Origin of the sequence: Chryseobacterium sp. KMC2 (genome assembly GCF_016756935.1) — a bacterium.
Taxonomy (GTDB): Bacteria; Bacteroidota; Bacteroidia; order Flavobacteriales; family Weeksellaceae; genus Chryseobacterium; species Chryseobacterium rhizosphaerae.
In genome coordinates this window covers 139,601-160,656 of record NZ_JAESIT010000002.1, presented here as the reverse complement: position 1 = coordinate 160,656, position 21,056 = coordinate 139,601, and the positions used below count along the sequence as shown (strand labels likewise).

The window sequence follows — 21,056 nt, the reverse complement described above, 5'->3', positions numbered from 1 at the left end:
ATCTATCTATAATAGACTATCCTTTTGCTTTTTCATCAGTGAAAAACTGAAAGCCTTCTTTTTTATGAATAAGCTGTAGTGGATATAATTTTGGATTATATTCTCCCTGTAATACTTCATTCAATGCATGTTTTTTAGATTCTCCGAAGGCTACAACCAATATATTTTCAGCTTTATTGATCAACGGTGCAGTCAATGTGATCCTAAACATTTCCTGAGGTTTCAGATAATAAGCAGAAACCCATTTTTCATTTTCATCCAGAACTTCTTCACCTGGAAATAAAGAGGCAGTATGGCCATCATCTCCCATCCCTAAAAGGATAAAATCAAAAATGCCTTCCTTACCAAGAACACTTTTAATCTGTTGCTCATATTCTTTGGCATAATCTTCCGGAAGTATTCCTTCCTGATACATAGGGAAAATATGGTCTTTAGTCACAGGAACCTGATTAAGCAGTTCCTCAAATGTCATACGTGCATTACTTTTCTCATCGTCCAAAGGAACCCATCGCTCATCCACCCAAAAAAAATATAGTTTATTCCATTCAATTTTTCCTGCATATTCCTCTGTTGCCAGCAATTTAAAAATCGCTTTGGGAGAAGAACCTCCGCTTAAAGCTACTGTAAAACGGTTATTTTTACGGATAGCTTCTTTTGAAAGATCAACAAATGTATCTGCCGCCTTTCTGTACAGTTTTTCTAAATCATTAAATACTGTAATATTCATTTTCGTCTGTTTAAATTGATTGTATTATACCCAGCTGTGGCCCTGTCTTTCTACCAATGCAAAACTCTCTTCCGGTCCCCAGCTTCCTGCACTATAGTTTGGAAAAGATGAGTCTTTATTATTTTCCCAGGCTTCCTGAATTGTTTTGACAACATCCCAGGCTTCTTCTACCTGATCGGAACGCATAAATAAAGTTAGATCCCCCAAAAGAGCATCTAATAATAAGGTTTCATAAGCTTCCGGATTATCTTCCTGACATACAAAATTATCAAAGATCATTTCTACCGGCTGTAAAACCAGCGATAGTCCTGGCTTTTTGGTCATAAACTGCAGTCTGATATCCATCATAGGCTGAATATTTATAATAAGTCTGTTGGCCGATAAAAGATGAGGACTTCCCGAAAAAGTAGAATGAGGAAGAGGCTTAAACTGAATGGTAATATAAGAATGTTTCTCTTTCATTTTTTTTCCGGTACGAACATAAAAAGGAACATCTTGCCATCTTTCGTTGTCCAGATAGAATTTTATCGCGGCAAAAGTCTCTGTATTAGAATCCGCGGCAATTCCATCTTCCTGGCGATAGCCTTTTGCTTCCACTCCGTTGATCGTACTTTTTGCATACTGACCTCTGACTGCATAATGGTCTACCTGATCCGGAGAAATTCTACGAATAGATTTCAACACATCTACTTTCCGGTCTCTAATCTCACCTGACTGTATAGAAGCCGGCGGTTCCATAGCAACCATACAAAGAATCTGCAATAAGTGATTCTGAATCATATCCTTCAGCGCTCCGGTCTGTTCGTAGAAAGCACCTCTTGTTTCCACCCCTACTTCTTCAGCTACCGTAATCTGTATTGATTCTATGTATTTATGATTCCATAAAGGTTCAAAAATAGAATTTCCAAATCTGAATGCCAATATATTTTGTACGGTTTCTTTCCCCAGATAATGGTCGATACGGTAAATCTGCTCTTCCTCGAATGTTTGCGACAGAAGGCTGTTGAGCTCAATCGCAGATTGTTTATCATGCCCAAAGGGTTTTTCAATAATAATACGGTCTTTTTTAGCATCAGAAGCTAATGATGTATTTTTGATATGATTGGAAATCGTAGCAATGAAATTAGGACCTATAGATAAGTAAAACAGTCTGTTGGCTCTCATTCCGTAAACGGTATCAAAATCTTTTAATTTCTGGTGAAGATCCTGATATGAGCTTTCCTGATCCAGCTGATGCTGAAAGTAGGTAATATGAGCCTGAAAACCTGCCCAATCTTCGGAAGTGATTTTTTTTCTGGAGAATTTTTCCAGATTTTCTTTGATATAATTTCTAAAATATTCGTCGGTATTATCGGCCCTTCCTAGTGCAATAATATTAAAGCCTTTGGGCATTCTGCCGTCGATATATAAATTATAAAACGCCGGAAAAAGTTTTCTTTTAGCAAGATCTCCTGTAGCACCAAAAATAATGATTGTAGTTGGCTGCAAGATTTTATTTTCATTCATTTTTCCGAATTTTAATTGTTTTCACTATTCCATACCGTATGAAAAACACCTTCTCTGTCAATTCGCTGATAGGTGTGTGCCCCAAAGTAATCACGTTGGGCCTGGATAAGATTTACCGGTAAAGATTCTGTAGTATAGGCATCGAAATATCCTAAAGCCGTTTGAATTCCTAAGCTTGAAATTCCATTTTCGGCAGCATATCCTGCTGTTTTTCTTAATGCTTTAATTTTTGATTTAACCAGAACAGCGATATTCGGGTCAAGTAAAATATTAGAAAGGTTAGGATCTTTGGTATATGCGGCATAGAATTTTTCCAGCAATACCGAACGGATAATACAGCCTCCTCTCCATATTTTCACAACATCCTTCAGCGGAATCTGGAAGCTATACTCTTCGGATGCTTTCACCAGCAAAGCCAAACCTTGTGCATAGCTGATTAATGTGGCCAGAAAAAGAGCATCTCCCACTTCCTGAATGAATAGCTTGATATCTTCCGGACTTGTAATTTCTTTTTCAGAATACAGTTGGGAAGCCAGAATTCGCTCTTCTTTATATGCTGATAAAATTCGGGATGTTACTGCGATATCAATTGTCGGGATAGAAACACCAATTTCCATAGCTTGCTCAGAAGTCCATTTTCCGGTTCCTTTGGCTCCGGCTTTATCTAAAATCTGATCTACAAGAAAACTGTCGGTTAATGAATCTTTCTGCTGAAAAATATCTCTTGTGATTTCGATCAAAAAAGAATTCATTTCTCCGTTATTCCATTCTTTGAAAACTTCGTAGAGCTGATCGTTATTTAATCCTGCTCCTCTTTTGAGAAGATCATATGCTTCGCTGATAAGCTGCATAATGGCATATTCAATTCCATTGTGTACCATTTTCACATAGTTTCCGGCAGAGCCTTTTCCCATATATGCGGTACAGGCTTCATTATCTACTTTTGCGGCAATGGCTTCAAGCATCGGCTGAAGAAGGGTAAATGCTTCCAAATCTCCTCCCGGCATAATGCTGGGACCTGTTCTGGCTCCCTTTTCTCCACCTGAAACTCCCATTCCCATGAAGTGCAGATTTTTTGAAGCTAAATCTTCAACACGTCTATTGGTGTCTTTAAAATATGAATTCCCTGCATCAATAACAATATCTCCCTTGCTTAAAAGGGGTGTAATATTTTCCAAGACTGCATCTACGGGCTTACCTGCAGGAACCATAAGAATAATCTTTCGGGGTGTTTCCAGTGCAGCTACAAAATCTTCCAGAGTTCCTGTACCCTTTACCTTCATTTGTGAAGAAGCCCCTTCTTGTAATTCTTTTATTTTCACTTCATCAAGATCGAATCCTGCGATTGAAAAACCATTATCTGCAATATTATAAAGAAGATTACGACCCATTACTCCAAGGCCAATCATTCCATAATTATATCTCTCCATTGTATTGATATTAGTATATTTTCTGTTTACAGAGAATAAATTTACGTAAATGCCTATCAGGAAAAAAATAAAGAATAGAAAAAATCCGCTGCTTTTTTACTTATCACTCATTTATAAGCTGATAATTTTATAGGATTGTGATGTAACACCTCTAATTATTCTTCTCAGGATACTACTTAAAATCAGCTTATTCTATGCTATTTGCAGTATAAAATATCCACACATCGTGAACAAAAACTCCATTTTTTAATGTTCTCTTTTTTATAGAATTAATAAAATTCAATCATTATAATGGGAACGATCTATTAAATTGGTACTGGTTTTTGGCATAATTAACCTTATATTTACCAAAATTTAAATTAATGAATTATAAGCTTGAGCTTAATACGCAGAAGCCTAACTCTAAAATTGTTTTTAACACGATCATATTTGATTCGTTCAAAGTTAATATTGTAGAAAGATATATTGGATCTATGCAATCCCGTCCAACGTTATGTGAAGCTTTATTTAAAGTGAGAACGTTAGATGATGATCTGATTAAAAGAAGAGATGGTAACGTAAGAATAAAAATTAAAGGTGATCAGTTTGAAGCTTATCAGGAATTGATAGGAAAGCTGAGCTCTTACGAATATAAAAATAAACTGATCAACAGAAAAGATGTTGAACAGGATTATGTACATTTTATTTTGAGCTTAGTGATATCTAATTACCAGCTTAATTAAATTTCGCATCTCTGGCGCGGGCTTCTCGCTCGTGCCGCTCATACACTACCTTATTCTTATACTACTCTACGAGCAGTACTCATTTATATGCTAATCCTGAAATTATACAGAAGGAGGATAGCCTGTGTCTTTATTTCGTATGGTGTTGATCATAGCTCCATATAAATTTCTGCCGAAAAAACAGGTTGCATATCTATCAGGAACACACTAACTTCATCCTTTTGAAAATTATACGGGCTTTCGTTTTTCGAAAGCTTTTCTCACTTACACTATAAAATATAGAATAAGATTAATAAATTAGGGTTATGAAAAAAACGATTAGTTGTATGAATATTGATGAAAATATTCTTCATTCATTTGGTGGTGAAAGTATAAGATATAAAGCAAAAGAGTTTATTTTCAGAGAAGGAGAACATTCATTGTATTATTTCCAGGTGATAAGCGGTAAGGTAAAGCTGAATACATTTAATGATGATGGAAAAGAATTTATCCAGAATATTCTGGGTAAAAATCAAAGTTTTGGAGATCCACTTCTGTTTATAGACAGGCTCTATCCTACCAATGCGGTAAGCTTAGAGGCCGTAGAGATTATTAGAATGCCAAAGTCTAATTTCATAGACATGCTACAAAAACATCCTGATCTTTCTTTAGAAATGAATGCGTGCCTGTCACAAAGATTATATTATAACAGCTTAATGGTTCGGAATATGGCTTCCCAAAATCCTATTCACCGTTTACAGGGCTTAATGGAGTATCTGAAGAGTTACTATGATGGAGACTGCCAACATTGTTTTCCGGTGGAGCTTACCCGCCAGCAGATTGCCGATCTGACCGGTCTGCGGGTGGAAACAGTAATAAGAATCGTAAAAAAAATGGTCAATGAGGAAATTATAAAGCTTGACGGACGTAGAATTCTTTATTAGAATGTACCAAGGTTTATTTTAATTGAATTTCCCTATTATAAAAAACAACACCAAAAAACTATTGGTGTTGTTTTGTATTTTAATTGTATTTGGTGAAATAACAGCACTATTTGCTGATTGAATTATGATAATACCGAATATTCTTTTTTATTTGAAAAAACTTCTACCATTACTTTTGCAATTCTCTTTTTATCATCTTCTGATAAATTAGATCCTGATGGCAGACATAAACTCTTTCCGAACAGATCCTCGGCTACTTTTCCACCATAGTAAGGTGCATCTTCAAATATAGGCTGTAAATGCATTGGTTTCCAGATAGGACGGGACTCTATATTTTCGCTCAGAAATGCCAGACGCAGGTCTTCATAGCTCTTTGATGTCTTTGTTTCGTCAATGGTAATAACAGATAGCCAGTGATTGCTATAAAAATCGGAATTCGGTTCTGAAAACACTTTTACTCCTTCTATATTTTTACAAATTTCGCAATAAAAATCATGCATTTTTCTACGGCTTTCTATCCTGTCATTTAACACTTCCATTTGCCCTCTTCCAACTCCTGCACTAATATTACTCATTCTGTAATTATATCCAATTTCAGAGTGTTGATAATGCGGAGCATTATCTCTGGCCTGTGTGGAAAGAAAGACTGTTTTTTCCTTATCTTCATCAGTATGACATACTAGGGCACCTCCTCCGGAAGTTGTAATAATTTTATTACCATTAAATGAAAGAATACCAAAGCGTCCAAAAGTACCACATGCTTTCCCTTTATATTTGGAGCCTAATGATTCGGCACCGTCTTCAATTAAAGGAATATCGTACTTATTAGCTATTGATAATATTTCATCCATTTTTGCCGGCATTCCATACAGATTAACGACAATAATAGCCTTAGGTTTTTTACCTTTTGCCATTCTATCTTCTATGGCTTCCTGTAAAGCTACGGGACACATGTTCCAGGTATCTTTTTCAGAATCTATAAAAACGGGATTTGCTCCCAGGTAGACAATTGGATTGGCAGAGGCAGAAAATGTCATAGACTGACATATCACTTCATCTCCATGGCTAACATTACATTCTATCAATGCCAAATGTAGGGCAGCTGTTCCTGCAGAAAGTGCAGCTATTTTCACATCTTCACTCAAGAATATTTCCAAATCTTGTTCAAAACCGTCAACATTTGGTCCTAAGGGGGCTACCCAGTTTGAATCAAATGCTTCCTTGACGTATTTTAATTCGTTTCCACCCATATGGGGAGATGATAACCATATTTTTGATTTCATATTTTTACTGTTCTGGATTTTTAAATTTCTACTTTTTATAATTTTACCGGGGTTGCCTACCACTGTAGATCCGGCTGGGACATCGTTAATAATAACAGCGCCGGCTCCAATGGTACACCATTCCCCAATTTTTATTCCTTGTATGACACTAGCACCTGTTCCTATATGGGTTCCTTCCCCTACTATTACATTTCCTGCAAGTGCCGCATTAGGTGAAATGTGAACAAAATCTTCGATAATACAATCGTGATCAACGGAAGCATTGGTGTTGATAATACAGTGTTTTCCTATATCAGTTGCCGCATTTATAGTAACACCGGGCATTACAATAGTTCCTTCCCCTATCTGTAATCTTTTAGAGATTATTGCTTTTGGGTGAAGGAGTGTAGCGTAATTGAACTGTTCATTTTGACTGACTATTTTCTTCCGCAGTTTATTATTGCCTATAGAAATAAATACATCTATATCAAAAGGCGGAATCTCATGAATAACAGGGTAATTTAGTATTTTATGCTTAGACAGATTTTCATCAATGTAAGCTTTTATATTATAACCACATTCTTCAGCGACCTCAGCCACTACTTTGCCATGACCACTTGCTCCATATAAATACATACTATCTACTTTTTAAAATTAATTACTGCCATTAAAGGCTTCTATTGTTGCTTGTCCTACCTGATTTATCCCTTCTTTTTTTAGTACTTTTTTTAAGGTAAGGATAACCACTTTGCAATCTGTTGCAAATGACAAATGATCGATATACCAAATGTCTAATTCAAATTTTTTGGTCCAGGAAATGGCATTTCTCCCATTCACCTGTGCCCATCCTGTAATCCCCGGACGGATATTGTGTCTGCGCTTCTGAGATTCATTATACAAAGACAAATATTGTGGCAACAAAGGTCTTGGACCTATCAATGCCATATCTCCTTTTAATACATTGATCAGCTGTGGAAGCTCATCTAAGGAAGTCTGGCGTATAAAACTTCCCACGGGTGTTAAACGTTCCGAATCAGGCAGATAATTACCTTTTTCATCTTTTTTGTCATTCATTGTCTTAAACTTAATGATGTTGAACATCTTTTCATTCAGACCTGGTCTTGTTTGCACAAAAAAGGGTTTACCCTGATTTGCGAAATACAGTAAGACCATAACAATAATAAAAACAGGAGCCAGCAAAATAAGCCCTATCAATGCAATCAGAAAATCTATAGCCCTTTTTAAAAAAAATTGATACATGATATTATTTTTTTTCAATTAGAGTTTTATATTCATTTAATAGTGCATTCCAAACCACTGATTGTTCGTAGCGGGACTGAATCATGGACCGTGCATTCTTTTTTAAGTGCTGGTAATAATTTTTGTCCGATATCATTTTCTCCATTGCCTCCTTCAGTTGACCATCATTTTTCACAGGAACTATGACTCCATTCTGGTTTTCAATAATAATTTCGTTACATCCATTGATGTTAGAAACAATACTTGGCAATTCCATTGCTCCTGCCTGCATCACTACATTAGGAAACCCCTCACGATAACTTGGAAATGTCAATACATCGGCGATCGCAAAATAAGGACGAACATCCTTCTGAAAACCTACAGATATGATATCCTGATTATTTTCAATTTCTTTTAAAGTATCCGGATGCAGTGGATCGAGCTCCTGCTCCAGTGGACCCACCAATAATAATTTAGAACGGTGTGGTGATTCTGCATTTTTACTTATCTGAGAAAAAGCAGTGATCAGTTCGTTTATTCCCTTGTCTCCTACCAAACGTCCTACAAATACAAATACAAAATCTGTATCCTCTATATTTAATTCCTTTTTTAAAAGCTCTTTCTGCGTATCACTAATTTGTTCGGGCGAAAAGAATGTGGTATCAATTCCGTTCGAAGAACCATTCCCTATTACTTTTAATTTGTCTTGATCTGTATAATTATTTTGTAAGATAAATTCATATAATCCTTTTGAATTGGGATAAACCATTGTTGCAGAGGAATAAGTCAATCTTTCTACAAAGTCCAGTACTTTACGTTTCGTACCTGTTGCTTCCATCAGGGGCAAACCAGCCACAGTATGTAGACGGTGGGGAACTCCCGCCAATTTTGCCGCCAACATTCCTACTATACCGGCTTTAGGTGTATGGGTGTGAACAATGTTTGGTTTTTCCTTTTTTAAAAGTTTATAAGTACTCCATAAAGACTTCATATCCTTAATGGGAGTGATCTGACGGGACATATCAATTGCTATGACTTCAATTCCTTCATCATTTTTCACTTCATCCAGTTCCTTTCCGGACGACGAAACTCCTTTTACGTCAAAATATTCTGACATAAATCGATGTTGTCCCTTCAATAAAACCTTTAAAGAAATCGGTACCGTTGTTATGCGTATCAGTTTAGTTTTCAAATTCAGTCAGTATTTTGTTTATATTATGTTCCCTATTATATTTGGACTCAATCAGTACTCTTCCTTTCTTTCCTTGAGTGATTGTTTTATCTTTATGCTCTATGTATTTTTTAATACCGGAATACCAGTCCTTATCTTTCACCAGTTCCCCATTATACCCAGGAATAACAATATCGGTATTCATCCCTACCGGAGAAGCCAACACGGCAATACTACATCCCATATACTGGATCAGTTTATATGAACATTTACCCAGTTCCCAAGGAGTCTCATGAAGAGGCATAATACCTAAATCAAATTTATTAATCTCCTCTACTTCAGATTCTTCTGTCCATGGAATAAAGTGTATAAAATCTTTTGTTTCTTCCGTTTGTTTTGCTCCAATGATATTGACCCGAAAATTGGGAAACTCTTTTTTCAACTCATAAAACACCGGAAATAGCTCCTCAATATATTTATAAGTAGATGGAGAACCTATCCATCCCAGTGTAAAATATTGATCATCTTTATTATTGATCTTATAATATTTCTTAGCATCAATAACAGTAGGCAGTACTATTATTCTGGGTGCTTTTGCCATTTCTGCTCTCTTTGCCAGGTAAGAATTACCGGCAAATACACATTTACTGTTCTTCATTACCAGATCTATTTTATCAGACAAATGCTTCTTTATAAATCGGTTACCACTCAGGTCGTAATTATGAAATATAGCATCATCATAATCTACAAAATAGTCAACCCCTGCTTTTTTCAATCTTGTTTCAGCCCACGCAGGTAAATAGGGAAACAATTCTTTTTCTATAACAACTATGTCATATTTCTTCACAGACAAAAGAGTGTACAACCGCTTTAGATATCCAAGAAACAGATACAGAAATTTGGTTTTTTCATTCCTGTACAGTGCTCCTAAATATTTATCTCCCAACAGAGAAGAATGATGCACGACGTATTTCTTTTCCTCCAAAGAGGGGAAAAATTGAAAACTTCTCAGTCTGCTGCTCGCTCCCATAGGGGAATATTTAGTAAAAAACAATATTTTTTTCATTGAAAATCTTTATCTCTTTTTACAAAATAAATGAAGGGTAAAACATAAAATATATTAAACTCGAAAGACTCCAGATAAGGGTTTGTAAAAGTTGCTATCAACATAGAAACAATACCCGCCAACATGTAGTGATCGTATGGATTTCTTATTTTTATGGATACATATTTATATACTGAGTATAAAAAAGGAATAGAATAAATTAAAAATCCAAATATGCTCACCCGGTATATAATAGCTACCGGTACATTTTCGTAACGCCAAGGAAATTTTTTACTCCTTATGTAATCTACTCCTACGCCATGACCTGCCCCAAAAATATTATTATTGACTCCTTTTATCAGTGCTATAGTCTGTTCTGACCTGGCCTTATCTCCGCCTTCAAAAATTTTGACATAAAATCCTTCCAGGACATTAAATACATTCACTCCATAATTGTTCAGGATAAAAATCAGCACAACTGTAAGCAGTAAACCGATAATAAAATACTTAACCAGCTTTACGGAAGAATTGGTAATCACATAAAAAAACAGTCCTACAAACACACTCAGTAGCAATGCTGATCTTCCGGATACTATAGCAGCGATTACGACCGTAAGGATGATAACAAAATAAATGGACTTCTTTTTAAATACTTTTTCTAATTGTAAAAAAGCAGGAATGAAAAATATAAGAGATCCGTATACGAAAAGCTTCATTTCAACAATCCCTTTTTTGGTAAATGTCATGTTGGGATCCTCAATAATCAGTTCAAGAATCTTTCTCTTTCCATTCATAAATAACCAAATTGCCAGAAATACAGAAACCGCTCCCAGCACCATATAGATATTGAGGTACTTTACTATGGTTTCTACCTTAAATTTTTCAAAGCAATAATTTAGGATAACGACCCATAAAATAGGGGTGAAAATATATACAATTAAGACCTGGCTAAGTGCTTCCGAAGGATTCAAAGATTGATGAATACCAACTATCAGATAAATAATCGTGACAATGATACTTAAGACTACCGAGAAAATAACTGCTCTTTCAATGGTCTGCACCTTCGTTAGTCCTACCAGAAAAATCAACAGCAACAAAACAAGCTTAACAGGTCTAAACGAATTGGGAAACACGAAAAGCAGGAATGCCGTGACAACCATCAATACGCTTAGAGCATTAAAATGTATTTGTTTTTTATAAATCTGCATTAATTACTTAGATTTCAGTTGTTTAAATTGTATTCTATTGTCTTTCTTATAACTTTGAACACTACTTTCCAGTTTATCATAGCTTTTAGAGTCTACCGACAGATTATTGACAGATAGGTTAATGGTATTGTCATTTGTATCATAATATTTGATAGGCTCCGCAGTATTATTATAAAGACTGATATTATTCAGAACAATATTTCCGCTGATATTTTTCGAATAATTGTTTTTTCTGTTTAACCAGAAAGACATTCCGTATTTTGATTTACTATCCGAAAAATTATTAATCGTTATTGAAATATCCTTATTCAGGGAGTTATCTTTTCTGAGATTAACAAGGTTAAGCAGCAATCCCCAGTTTTCATTGCCTCCTGTAAAAACATTTTCCAAAACAATTCCTTTCAGCTCATCCTTAGAGCTATTGGGCTCTATATCTATTCCACTGGAAGGTCCTTTACCTGAGGAATTCAGAAACTTACTGTTGGAAATTTTAATATTGGTTCCTGATGTTATAGAGAGACCGTTTCTTCTGCTGTTTGATACCAATGAATTTAAAATCACAATTTGATCTGAAATTTTATTATTCAGCTGTCCAATGTAGATCCCATCACCAAAGCAATCATAAATCTTAGCATTCTCTACCCTTATATTTTTAGAACCGCGTATACTGATTCCGAAGCCCCATTCTCCTTTTGTACCCACATGTGTTTTTTTATCTCCCACCAATACGGGATTAAGGATGGTAATATTTTCCTTGCTGTTACAATCCAACAGGCTATATCCGGGTTTTACTGATGTTTTCAGAATCAGTTTAGAATTGGCCTGAAATTTATAGGTACAGTTGCTTTTTAATTTAAGCCCATTATCATTAATCAGTACGGGAAAGTCAGGAAATAAGACGTCTCCGTTGTCATTGATCGCTTTCTGCAGAACCAGTGTGTAATCTACAGTTGCATTTGTCACATATCCTTTAGGCAAAACCGTTGTTAAGTCCAGATATTTAGTCTGTCCAAAAATAAATAAGGTACATGTAAAAATCAGCGATACTATTAAAAGCTTCTTCATTTCATTTTCTTTTTTATTATATTAAATAGATAACCAAATGCACCAAATAATCTTCCAAAATACATTTTGGCAATAAATAAAACCTGTTTATACGCCTTTTGACCGAAATAATCAACCAGAATTAAGGCTACCAACTTATCCAGGTATTTCTTTTCTGAGGCTGTTTTATTTTTATAATCAAACAGATGAAATCTTTTATTCAATGGCATCACATAGTGTGCACTCCTGTTTTCTGCCCCTACAAAGTAGATGGTTGTAATAGTTTTGTTATAGATTAATGCATAATCAGAAAACAGTCTATACCAAAATTCCACATCCTCACCATAGCTAAGATTTTCATCAAACAGACCTGTCTTCAGAACTTTCGTCTTTTTAACTAATAATGTTGATGAGTTAAAACGAGAAACAGGGGAAGACATAAAATCAAAATAATCTTTTATTATTTCAGGCTTTTCCTCTTTAAATTTTGACTCATCAAATTCTTTAATATTTGATTTGTAAAAAGAAGTTCCAACACCTCCTACCGTCTCGTTATCCAGCTGAGAAAGAGAAGCCGATAAAATCTTCAGATGTTCGGGATGCCATATATCATCTCCGTCCAAAAAAGCTAAATATTCATTCTTAGCATTCAATATCCCTGCATTCCTCGCAGATGAAACCCCACCATTAGGTTTGTCTATGATCGCTACTCTGGGATCTGATATGCCTTGCACCACCTTCAAGCTGTTATCTTTTGAGCCATCGTTGATGATAAGCAGTTCAAAATCCTTATAGGTCTGATTCAAAACTGAATACACCGTATCCAGAATACTTTTCTCCTTGTTATATAATGGTATTATTACAGTAATCATGTTAATAAGTTGCCGTAAAATTTAAACGGGCTCTTTGTATTGTTTCTTTAATATTACCCGGTACAAGGATCTGTTTTTTAAATATAATATTCTCAATTTCGGTAACAATCAATTCCGCATCCACATTTCCATCCAATAGCCTATAGTTTTGCGCCTGGCCTACATCATTCAAGAAATCGGTACACTTGCGGTGATATTCCAATAAAAAGAAAGGTGTATTGCTATAGCACGCAAAAATACTTGCATGTAGTCTTGTTGAAATAACTACACTGCACTCAGCGATTCGATCAAAAGTGTCCTGAACTTTTGGCTGATAAGGAACGATCTCATATTTCAGTTTTCCATCTTTATTAAGATTCCCTATCATTTCCAGGGTGAGCTTTTCGTCACCCATTACAGAGTTTCCATTAAAAACGAAAAAGCGGAACATAATATTGTTATGTTTCCTTAATTGTTGAATTAAATTTAATATAAATTCATTTCTATTTAATTCTTTACTAATATCTCCATTAATGTATGATTCGTAATTACAAACACTTATTCCCACAATAGGTAAGTCTTCGGAAATTTCCCTGGTATGCTGGTCGAAATTATAAATCTCAGGAAGAAGTGCCGCTAAATCAAAAGCTCTTACAGGCTGATAAGGTAAATTATAACTCAGCGCCTGCTCATACGATTTATCATCTCTTAATGCCAGAAAATCCAGGGTCTTTAAATATTCTTTAGTATCTTCTTCTGCCCCTTTATTTACAAATGGGCCTAAAGAGATTCCTATAGCACCTGTTTTTCCTTTACATCCCAGGCTTTTTTTCAATTTTGCATAGGTTCTCAGATCTGTTTTTTTCAATGCCGAATGAAAGGTTGATCCTCCAGCTGAAACAAAAACATCACTTAACACAATATCTTTTACTGCTTTGCCGAAGCTTAAGTAATTCTTGTGGGCAAAATAATGCTCCGCCGGCGTTGAAATCTGTGGCAGTTCTCCTGCAAAAAACAACTGTTCTGTAGATTGCCAGTATTTCCTGCTTCCCCACGCTGAAACTTCTACAAAAGCATCATCTCCTGAATTTTTTGCTCCGTAATATCCACTAAATATTGCTTTCATAATTCTTAACCACCATCTTTAAATTCGTTTTCATTTTTTCTCTCAGATAAATCTTATCCTGCTTTTTCAGCATATCGTATTTTTCCAAATCTCTATACTTCAAAATCTTCCCCGGGTTACCTCCTACGATTGCACCCTTCGGAACATCTTTTGTAACGACCGTAGAGGCTCCAATAATGGCTCCTTCTTCTATGGTGATTCCCGGTAAAATTGTAACATCACCACCAATCCACACATTTTCTTTTATAACAACATTCTTTGCAATTGTAACTTCATCATAAGGTAGTAGTGTATCACTATCATAGTTATGATTCCCTGTATAGATCTTTAATCTTGGCCCTATGATGGTACCATCCATTATAGTTACTTTACCATAGGTCGATATCCATGCATCAGGACCGATATACACATTGTTTCCCAAGTGCAGTTTCTCCGGTTTTGTGATGATAATAGGATAAGAAACAACGGCATTCTCCCCTCTTTCCTTTATTCCCTTTACCGTTTTGGCACAGGTTAACCGCCAGTATAATTTTATAATTTTCGCAAACATTCTTTATAAAGTTTAAAAATTGAGAATAAGATGGATACTACTAATAAGACAGAAACAATTACTCTGATCAGTAATAAACTATACAACTGAACATTTATAAATACCAGGCCTAACAGCAATAGCCATAAAAGGATATTCCATTTGCTGTAGAATATGACCGGTGGAGATAATTTTTTGTAGATAAAAAAGGGTACAAAAATGATATAATTAATGATATAAGAAATCATATAGGAAAAAGCAAAGCCCATTGCCCCATATTGTCTCAGGAAATAGAAAATAATAAGGTTTGTAACAGCCCACTGCCCCATACTGAATACACTAAGCCACATTTTATTCTTAATGATAAGGTCTCTTGAAACACCCGCTCTGTTTGTAATAATAAGTGTGGTAATAATAGACATTCCCAAAATCGGGACAATCTGATGGATATCAAATTTTTTACCCAAAATAGCCGAAGCGATCTCTGGAAATAATATAAACGGAATGGAGATTATAATCGAAATAATCCATGATCCGAAATAATTAAAAAATTCTTTTTTAGGGGTCTTTGATTCCGATTTTGATAAAAACATGGGCAGCAAGACATTGCTTATCGCCCCGTTGAACATCTGAATGGCTGTAGAGAAAATAATTACAGCACTATACAGCCCTAATTCTTTATATCCATTGGGCTGGTTAACCAGCAGGGTATTTAAAAACCAAATGGTAGGTGCCACAATAATTGTGCTGAGAGAAGCTGGAATAGCAAATTTGTATATTTTCTTAACACTTTTCTTCCAGTTTTTGAAACTCACTGTGACCTGCTGATTCTTACTCTCATCCCCCAATAGTTTCTGTAATACTGCAGATACCAGAAAGATCCCGATCAGGTTACCCAGTAAAGCTCCCGTAACTCCTCCAAAATACCCTCCAATAACTAAGCCCAGAAACAGGAACAGTCCCTGAAGTATATTAGCCGTGGAATTTTTCTTATAAGCCTGAAAGCCTAATAAGGCTCCCATTTGTGTTCCGTTTAGAGAAATAAAAATCAAAGTAAAACCACCAATCATCAAAGGAACCTGCAAATGCTGGTTGTTCAGAAAATGAGTTGCTATAAATCCAGAGAGCAATACAATGATCAATGCGACAATACTACTCAATGCTACAACCAATGATAAAGATGCCCCCAGCATGGAAGATGCTTCACTTTTATCTTCATCTTTAAGCTCAGAAATATATTTAGTAGCCGTTAAGCCTATTCCTAAGGAAGCAAAAATCAGAAAATTATCTATTGTTGATTTTATCATTCCAAACTCACCATATTCTGAAACGGTTAAAATCCTGGCCAATACAATGGAAGCCAAGGAAAATAATCCCCGTGACATCAGTGATCCGAAGGTCATCCAAAAAGTACCGAAAACCAACTTCTTCAGGAAGTCTGATTTGGATAATTTAGATTTTATGGAAGCTACCAACATATTATTTTTATTTTTCCTAAATTCAACTTCATAGTTTCATTTACAATTGTTCTATTATCAAAACGGTTTTCCTAAAATGCCCAAGGCATTCAATGATGTTATTTTTTTAAATGACAGTGGTAAACCGTCCTTTACAAAAACTGCAGGCTAGCTACAGTTTTGTACTTAGTATTCTATAGTCTTGAATCACATTCCTCCAGGATTCCTTTCACATCAAAGATCACCCCGTCCTCTTTTAAGTAATTTTTCAAATTCAGGCCTTTGAACTGCTCATGTGCTACGGTAAGAATAATTCCATCGTATTTTTCCTGTGGAATTTCGTTTACAATGCTCAAACCATATTCGTGCTCCACTTCAGCAGGGCTAGCCCATGGGTCGTAAGTTGTTACCTGTAAAGCATAATCTTCAAGCCCTTGAATAACATCTACCGCCTTGGTATTACGTACATCCGGACAGTTTTCTTTAAATGTAATTCCCAGGTTTAAAATTCTGGCACCATTAATATTAAGCTTCTTTTTGATCATGGTTTTCACCAACTGAGAAGCTACATACTGACCCATAGAATCATTAAGACGACGTCCTGCCAGTATAATTTCAGGGTGATATCCATTTTCCTGTGCTTTCTGCGCCAGGTAATAAGGATCAACTCCAATGCAGTGACCGCCTACCAATCCCGGTTTGAAAGGTAAAAAGTTCCATTTGGTACCTGCTGCTTCTAATACAGCGTGAGTATCAATCTCTAAAAGGTTGAAAATTTTTGCCAGTTCATTCACAAACGCGATATTAATATCTCTCTGTGAGTTTTCTATGACTTTGGCGGCTTCGGCAATCTTAATGGTAGGAGCCAGATGGGTACCTGCAACGATCACAGATTTATATAAAGAATCTACGACCTTTCCTATTTCCGGTGTTGAACCTGAAGTAACTTTTAATATTTTTTCTACAGTATGCTCTTTATCTCCAGGATTAATACGCTCAGGAGAATATCCTGCAAAGAAATCCTGATTAAACTTCAGTCCTGAAACCTTTTCAAGAACAGGAATACATTCTTCTTCAGTAGCACCTGGATAAACAGTAGATTCATAGATTACAATATCTCCTTTCGACAATACCTTTGCTACAGTTTCTGAAGACTTATATAGCGGTGTAAGGTCAGGACGATTATGTTTATCTACCGGTGTTGGTACCGTCACAATATAGATGTTGGCATCCTGAATATCCTTGATGTCAGCAGAACAGTACAATCCTGTTCCAGCAGTCTGATCAAAAGGGTTTTCTTTTTTTAATATAGCTTTTAATACTTCATTTTCTACTTCTAAAGTACTGTCTACCCCTGTATTTAATTCCTCAATCCTTTTCTGATTGATATCGAAACCTACAACCGGATATTGGGTTGCAAATAAGCGTGCTAAAGGTAAACCTACGTATCCTAATCCGATAACGGCAATTTTATATTGTTTTTCCACAAAGACTCGATTTAAAGTTGTTTATTTTAAATTTTCCCAATACCAGCTAATAGCTTCTTTTAATCCCTTATCTATTGTATGGGTAGGCTGGTATCCTAATAGTTTTTCTGCTTTTTCAACTGATGCTAATGAGTGTGGGATATCTCCTACACGGTTCGGACCATAGTTCACTTCCACTTCAGCAATTTTCTCATCGAATTCACTTAGATATTTTTTAAGGTATCCAATTAAATCATTCAAGGTGGTGCGGTCTCCTACGGCTGTATTATAAACCGTATTCACTGCTTCCGGATTATCTGTAAGCATCGCCCGTTCATTCATCTGAATCACATTATCGATATAAGTAAAATCACGTGAATAATCTCCTGTACCATTAATTGTAGGGGATTCATGGTTGATCAGCTGTTTTACAAATAATGGTATCACTGCGGCATAAGCTCCGTTCGGGTCTTGTCTTCTTCCAAATACATTGAAATACCTTAACCCTATACACTGCATTCCATAAGTTTTTCCAAATACATCAGCATACAATTCATTTACATATTTAGTAATGGCGTATGGTGATAATGGTCTTCCGATTACATCTTCCACTTTGGGTAATGATGCAGAATCACCATATGTGGATGATGAAGCAGCATATACAAAACGTTTCACATTGGCATCACGCGCTGCAACCAGCATATTTAAAAAACCTGAAACATTAACATCGTTACTTGTAATAGGATCTTTAATTGATCTTGGCACAGAACCTAATGCTGCCTGGTGTAATATATAGTCTACATTTTCTACTGCCTTCCGGCAAACTTCCAAATCACGTATATCTCCTTCAATGAGCTTATAGTTTGGGTTTTTAAGAAAAGGCTCAACATTATGACGGTGTCCTGTTGCAAAATTATCCAAGCAGACCACATCATATCCTTTATTTAAAAAATACTCTGTCAAGTTAGAACCAATAAAACCAGCTCCCCCTGTAATTAAAATTTTATACATTTCTATGATTTAAAAATTTTTTTGAACCAACTTTTTTTATCCTTGGTCTGGCTGTAGCCATACCCATAACTATAATTATATCCATATCCTCCTGCACGTTTAGAAACATCATTCACTACAAAAGATACATTAGTCAATTTTGAGTCTCTTACCAGATCATTAGCAAAATCTATCAGGATATTTTTGGATACCGCAGATCTCACTACATAAAGTGTGGCATCGGCTGTATCCGCAATACTAAGGGTATCTGAAACCAACATAAGTGGTGCAGAATCTATAACTATATATGCATACTGAGAAGCCATCTGCTCAATAAGTTTTTGGTATCTTCCATTGGAAAGCAGTTCCTGTGGATTCGGAGGAATAGCTCCTGCGTAAATGACATCACAGAAAGGATTGGTCGTGGACGTATGGATAAGCTCATCTACATTCACTGAATCATCATACAGATACTCTGTAAGACCTTTTCTTTTAGTAGGTTCGCTGTCATAACGCTGGATCTGAGGGTTACGGATATCCGAACCAATCAGAAGACCTCTTCCGTTTTTGTTGGCTAGCGTAAGAGCAAGATTTACAGACACCAGTGTTTTTCCTTCCCCTTTTACCGAAGAGGTTACCATAATTATTTTGGCTGAGTCTTTTACCGGTAAAACAAATTTAAGATTGGAAACAAGTACCCTGAAGGCTTCTGCCAACTCTGTAAAGTCGTTCTTCTGCACCAAGTGGTTTTCGTTATCTTTAAGTGAAGGTATATCAACCAATACCCCTAATCCGGAACGTTCTTTAATGTCATCTCTTGAATAAATCTTATCATCCAAACTAAACAGTAAATAGAAAATGGCAAAAGGAATTAATAATCCCAGAAAAAATGCCCCTAACAGGATAATATTTTTCTTAGGAAAAACTGGAATTTCCTCAGTAAATGCAGGATTCACTATTTTGGCTTTCGGTACATTCACTGATAGGTTGATTGCATTTTCCTCTCTCTTTTGCAGAAGGAATAAAAACAACTGTTCTTTAAGATTCTGCTGACGCTCTATCCCTCTATAAATTTTAGATTGGCCCGGAACCTTTTCTATCGTACTCTTGCTTGTCGCAATCTGATTCTGTAATTGGGAAATCCCCGCCTGTACACTTACTTTCTGCTCACGAATATTATCCCGGATTATATCTTTTAAAGCTGCAATCTCTCTGTTCATTTCTATTACCGCAGGGTTTTCATTGGTTGCCTGTTTAAGGGTTTTATTTCTGCTGATAAGAAGAGAATTATACTGAGCAATCGATTGCTCCAATGAAGGGCTTAATCCTAAATTGGATGGCATAAGCTGACTGTTACCTTTCGAAGCCTCTGCTGTAAGAGAATTCAGAAGATCAAGCTGTGTCTGCTGAAGAAGAAGAGCTTTGGTATTATCACTTGTGTTTTGAAGTGCCAATTCGGCCTGAGCCTGTATATCAACAATATTATTACGGTTTTGGAAATCTTCTTTCTGATTTTCTACTCCCGAAAGATCCTTCGTAATAACCTCAAGTCTTTTGTCAATAAACTCCTGAGTATTCTGAGCCTGCAGGTTTTTATCTCTCTGACCGTCCAGATTATACTGTTTCGTCACTTCATTAAGAATAGCCTCTGACTTTTCAGGAAGAGATCCGATTAGGCTGATTTCCATCAGCATGGCCTTTTCTTCCGGTAGACTTACGCGTACTGTTTTTTCAAGTTTTTTTACTTTTTCAATAGGGTTCCAAAAAATAATTTTATATTCTGACTTAATGGCTACAGAAGAATTTCTTTGAAATATTGCTGTTCCAAAATCCAATTGTACAGGAATATTGAATTTCCCCACAATTTCTTTTTTCTTTTGGTCATGAAGTGTAAACTGGTCTCCCTTTATATCAGTTAAGGTATAAGCGGAGGACACAAACTTCTCTTTAGTATAAGTTAATATTTTTGCTGTTATAGGAGCTTTGGTAAACAGCTGCGAATCTTTAAATTCTCCGGCATTGAAATATTCAACATTGAGATTAAGATTTTCAACTACCTGCACGAGTATCGGTCGTGAATTCACTACTGCAGCCTCACTTTTCAGTTCATCCGCATTTCCCAGACCAATTCCGAGATTATTAAGATCAGACAAAGCTGAGGAAAGGTCATTTTGTTTTTTATCAAATTTGAGAGTCGTTTTCGACTGATATTGAGGTACACTATATCTAAGGTAAATATAAGCACCTATTACAAATAACAAAACAGAGGCAATAAACCACGGCCATTTGTAAAGGTATTTAGAAATAGTCTTTTTAATATTAAATTTTTCTTCTTTTGGCTGAAATTCCATCTGCTGCAT

General features: G+C 35.8%; 18 protein-coding genes and 1 pseudogene. 2 read left to right on the top strand and 17 right to left on the bottom strand.

Annotated elements, in window-relative coordinates:
* Window positions 1–16: 16 nt before the first annotated feature.
* Genes pgl through gndA form a run of 3 tightly spaced genes read right to left on the bottom strand, consistent with a single transcriptional unit; the run spans window position 17 to window position 3,663 of the window.
* The gene (pgl, locus tag JML65_RS03200) at window positions 17–727 is read right to left on the bottom strand and encodes a 6-phosphogluconolactonase (RefSeq protein ID WP_115920097.1); all 711 of its coding nucleotides are present in this window, start codon (window positions 725–727) and stop codon (window positions 17–19) included.
* Between the two features lie 24 nt (window positions 728–751).
* Window positions 752–2,233, bottom strand: a complete 1,482-nt coding sequence (gene zwf / locus JML65_RS03195) for a glucose-6-phosphate dehydrogenase (RefSeq protein WP_202269882.1) — start codon at window positions 2,231–2,233, stop codon at window positions 752–754.
* A gap of 11 nt (window positions 2,234–2,244) precedes the next feature.
* The gene (gene gndA, locus JML65_RS03190) at window positions 2,245–3,663 is read right to left on the bottom strand and encodes an NADP-dependent phosphogluconate dehydrogenase (protein WP_202269881.1); all 1,419 of its coding nucleotides are present in this window, start codon (window positions 3,661–3,663) and stop codon (window positions 2,245–2,247) included.
* A 362-nt stretch (window positions 3,664–4,025) separates the two neighbouring features.
* Between gndA and JML65_RS03185 the strand changes: the two genes are divergently transcribed.
* On the top strand, window positions 4,026–4,385 hold the full coding sequence (locus JML65_RS03185; RefSeq protein WP_047485886.1) for a hypothetical protein: 360 nt from the start codon (window positions 4,026–4,028) through the stop codon (window positions 4,383–4,385).
* Between the two features lie 305 nt (window positions 4,386–4,690).
* Window positions 4,691–5,308 carry a Crp/Fnr family transcriptional regulator gene (locus JML65_RS03180; protein WP_228450367.1) on the top strand — a complete coding sequence of 206 codons (618 nt, stop codon included), beginning with the start codon at window positions 4,691–4,693 and terminating at the stop codon, window positions 5,306–5,308.
* Between the two features lie 122 nt (window positions 5,309–5,430).
* On the opposite strand, the gene JML65_RS03175 is transcribed toward JML65_RS03180, so the two are convergent.
* The 14 genes and pseudogenes from JML65_RS03175 to JML65_RS03110 form a co-directional block, all read right to left on the bottom strand.
* On the bottom strand, window positions 5,431–6,591 hold the full coding sequence (locus JML65_RS03175) for an aminotransferase class I/II-fold pyridoxal phosphate-dependent enzyme (RefSeq protein ID WP_202270003.1): 1,161 nt from the start codon (window positions 6,589–6,591) through the stop codon (window positions 5,431–5,433).
* A 54-nt stretch (window positions 6,592–6,645) separates the two neighbouring features.
* Window positions 6,646–7,206: pseudogene (locus JML65_RS03170) on the bottom strand (acetyltransferase); the annotation flags it as partial.
* Between the two features lie 18 nt (window positions 7,207–7,224).
* A complete protein-coding gene (locus JML65_RS03165) occupies window positions 7,225–7,830 on the bottom strand; it encodes a sugar transferase (protein ID WP_047486321.1) in 606 nt (201 codons plus the stop codon).
* 4 nt (window positions 7,831–7,834) lie between these two features.
* Entirely contained in the window at window positions 7,835–8,926 is a 1,092-nt protein-coding gene (locus JML65_RS03160) for a glycosyltransferase family 4 protein (RefSeq protein WP_202269880.1), read from the bottom strand.
* A gap of 64 nt (window positions 8,927–8,990) precedes the next feature.
* Complete coding sequence (locus tag JML65_RS03155) at window positions 8,991–10,046, bottom strand: glycosyltransferase family 4 protein (RefSeq protein ID WP_202269879.1); 1,056 nt, start codon at window positions 10,044–10,046, stop codon at window positions 8,991–8,993.
* Window positions 10,043–11,233, bottom strand: coding sequence for a hypothetical protein (locus JML65_RS03150; RefSeq protein ID WP_202269878.1), 1,191 nt, complete (start codon window positions 11,231–11,233; stop codon window positions 10,043–10,045). Before JML65_RS03150 ends, JML65_RS03155 begins: the two co-directional genes overlap by 4 nt.
* A gap of 3 nt (window positions 11,234–11,236) precedes the next feature.
* Window positions 11,237–12,298, bottom strand: coding sequence for a right-handed parallel beta-helix repeat-containing protein (locus JML65_RS03145; protein ID WP_047485895.1), 1,062 nt, complete (start codon window positions 12,296–12,298; stop codon window positions 11,237–11,239).
* Window positions 12,295–13,149, bottom strand: a complete 855-nt coding sequence (locus JML65_RS03140; protein ID WP_202269877.1) for a glycosyltransferase family 2 protein — start codon at window positions 13,147–13,149, stop codon at window positions 12,295–12,297. Before JML65_RS03140 ends, JML65_RS03145 begins: the two co-directional genes overlap by 4 nt.
* 1 nt (window position 13,150) lies before the next feature.
* Entirely contained in the window at window positions 13,151–14,254 is a 1,104-nt protein-coding gene (locus tag JML65_RS03135; protein WP_202269876.1) for a polysaccharide pyruvyl transferase family protein, read from the bottom strand.
* On the bottom strand, window positions 14,238–14,804 hold the full coding sequence (locus JML65_RS03130) for an acyltransferase (protein ID WP_047485900.1): 567 nt from the start codon (window positions 14,802–14,804) through the stop codon (window positions 14,238–14,240). The genes JML65_RS03135 and JML65_RS03130 overlap by 17 nt, the downstream gene beginning before the upstream one ends.
* Entirely contained in the window at window positions 14,786–16,261 is a 1,476-nt protein-coding gene (locus JML65_RS03125; RefSeq protein WP_202269875.1) for an oligosaccharide flippase family protein, read from the bottom strand. The genes JML65_RS03130 and JML65_RS03125 overlap by 19 nt, the downstream gene beginning before the upstream one ends.
* A gap of 173 nt (window positions 16,262–16,434) precedes the next feature.
* A complete protein-coding gene (locus JML65_RS03120; protein ID WP_084087623.1) occupies window positions 16,435–17,727 on the bottom strand; it encodes a nucleotide sugar dehydrogenase in 1,293 nt (430 codons plus the stop codon).
* Window positions 17,728–17,748: 21 nt separating this feature from the next.
* On the bottom strand, window positions 17,749–18,717 hold the full coding sequence (locus JML65_RS03115; RefSeq protein ID WP_202269874.1) for an SDR family oxidoreductase: 969 nt from the start codon (window positions 18,715–18,717) through the stop codon (window positions 17,749–17,751).
* 2 nt (window positions 18,718–18,719) lie between these two features.
* Window positions 18,720–21,056, bottom strand: a complete 2,337-nt coding sequence (locus JML65_RS03110) for a GumC family protein (protein WP_202269873.1) — start codon at window positions 21,054–21,056, stop codon at window positions 18,720–18,722.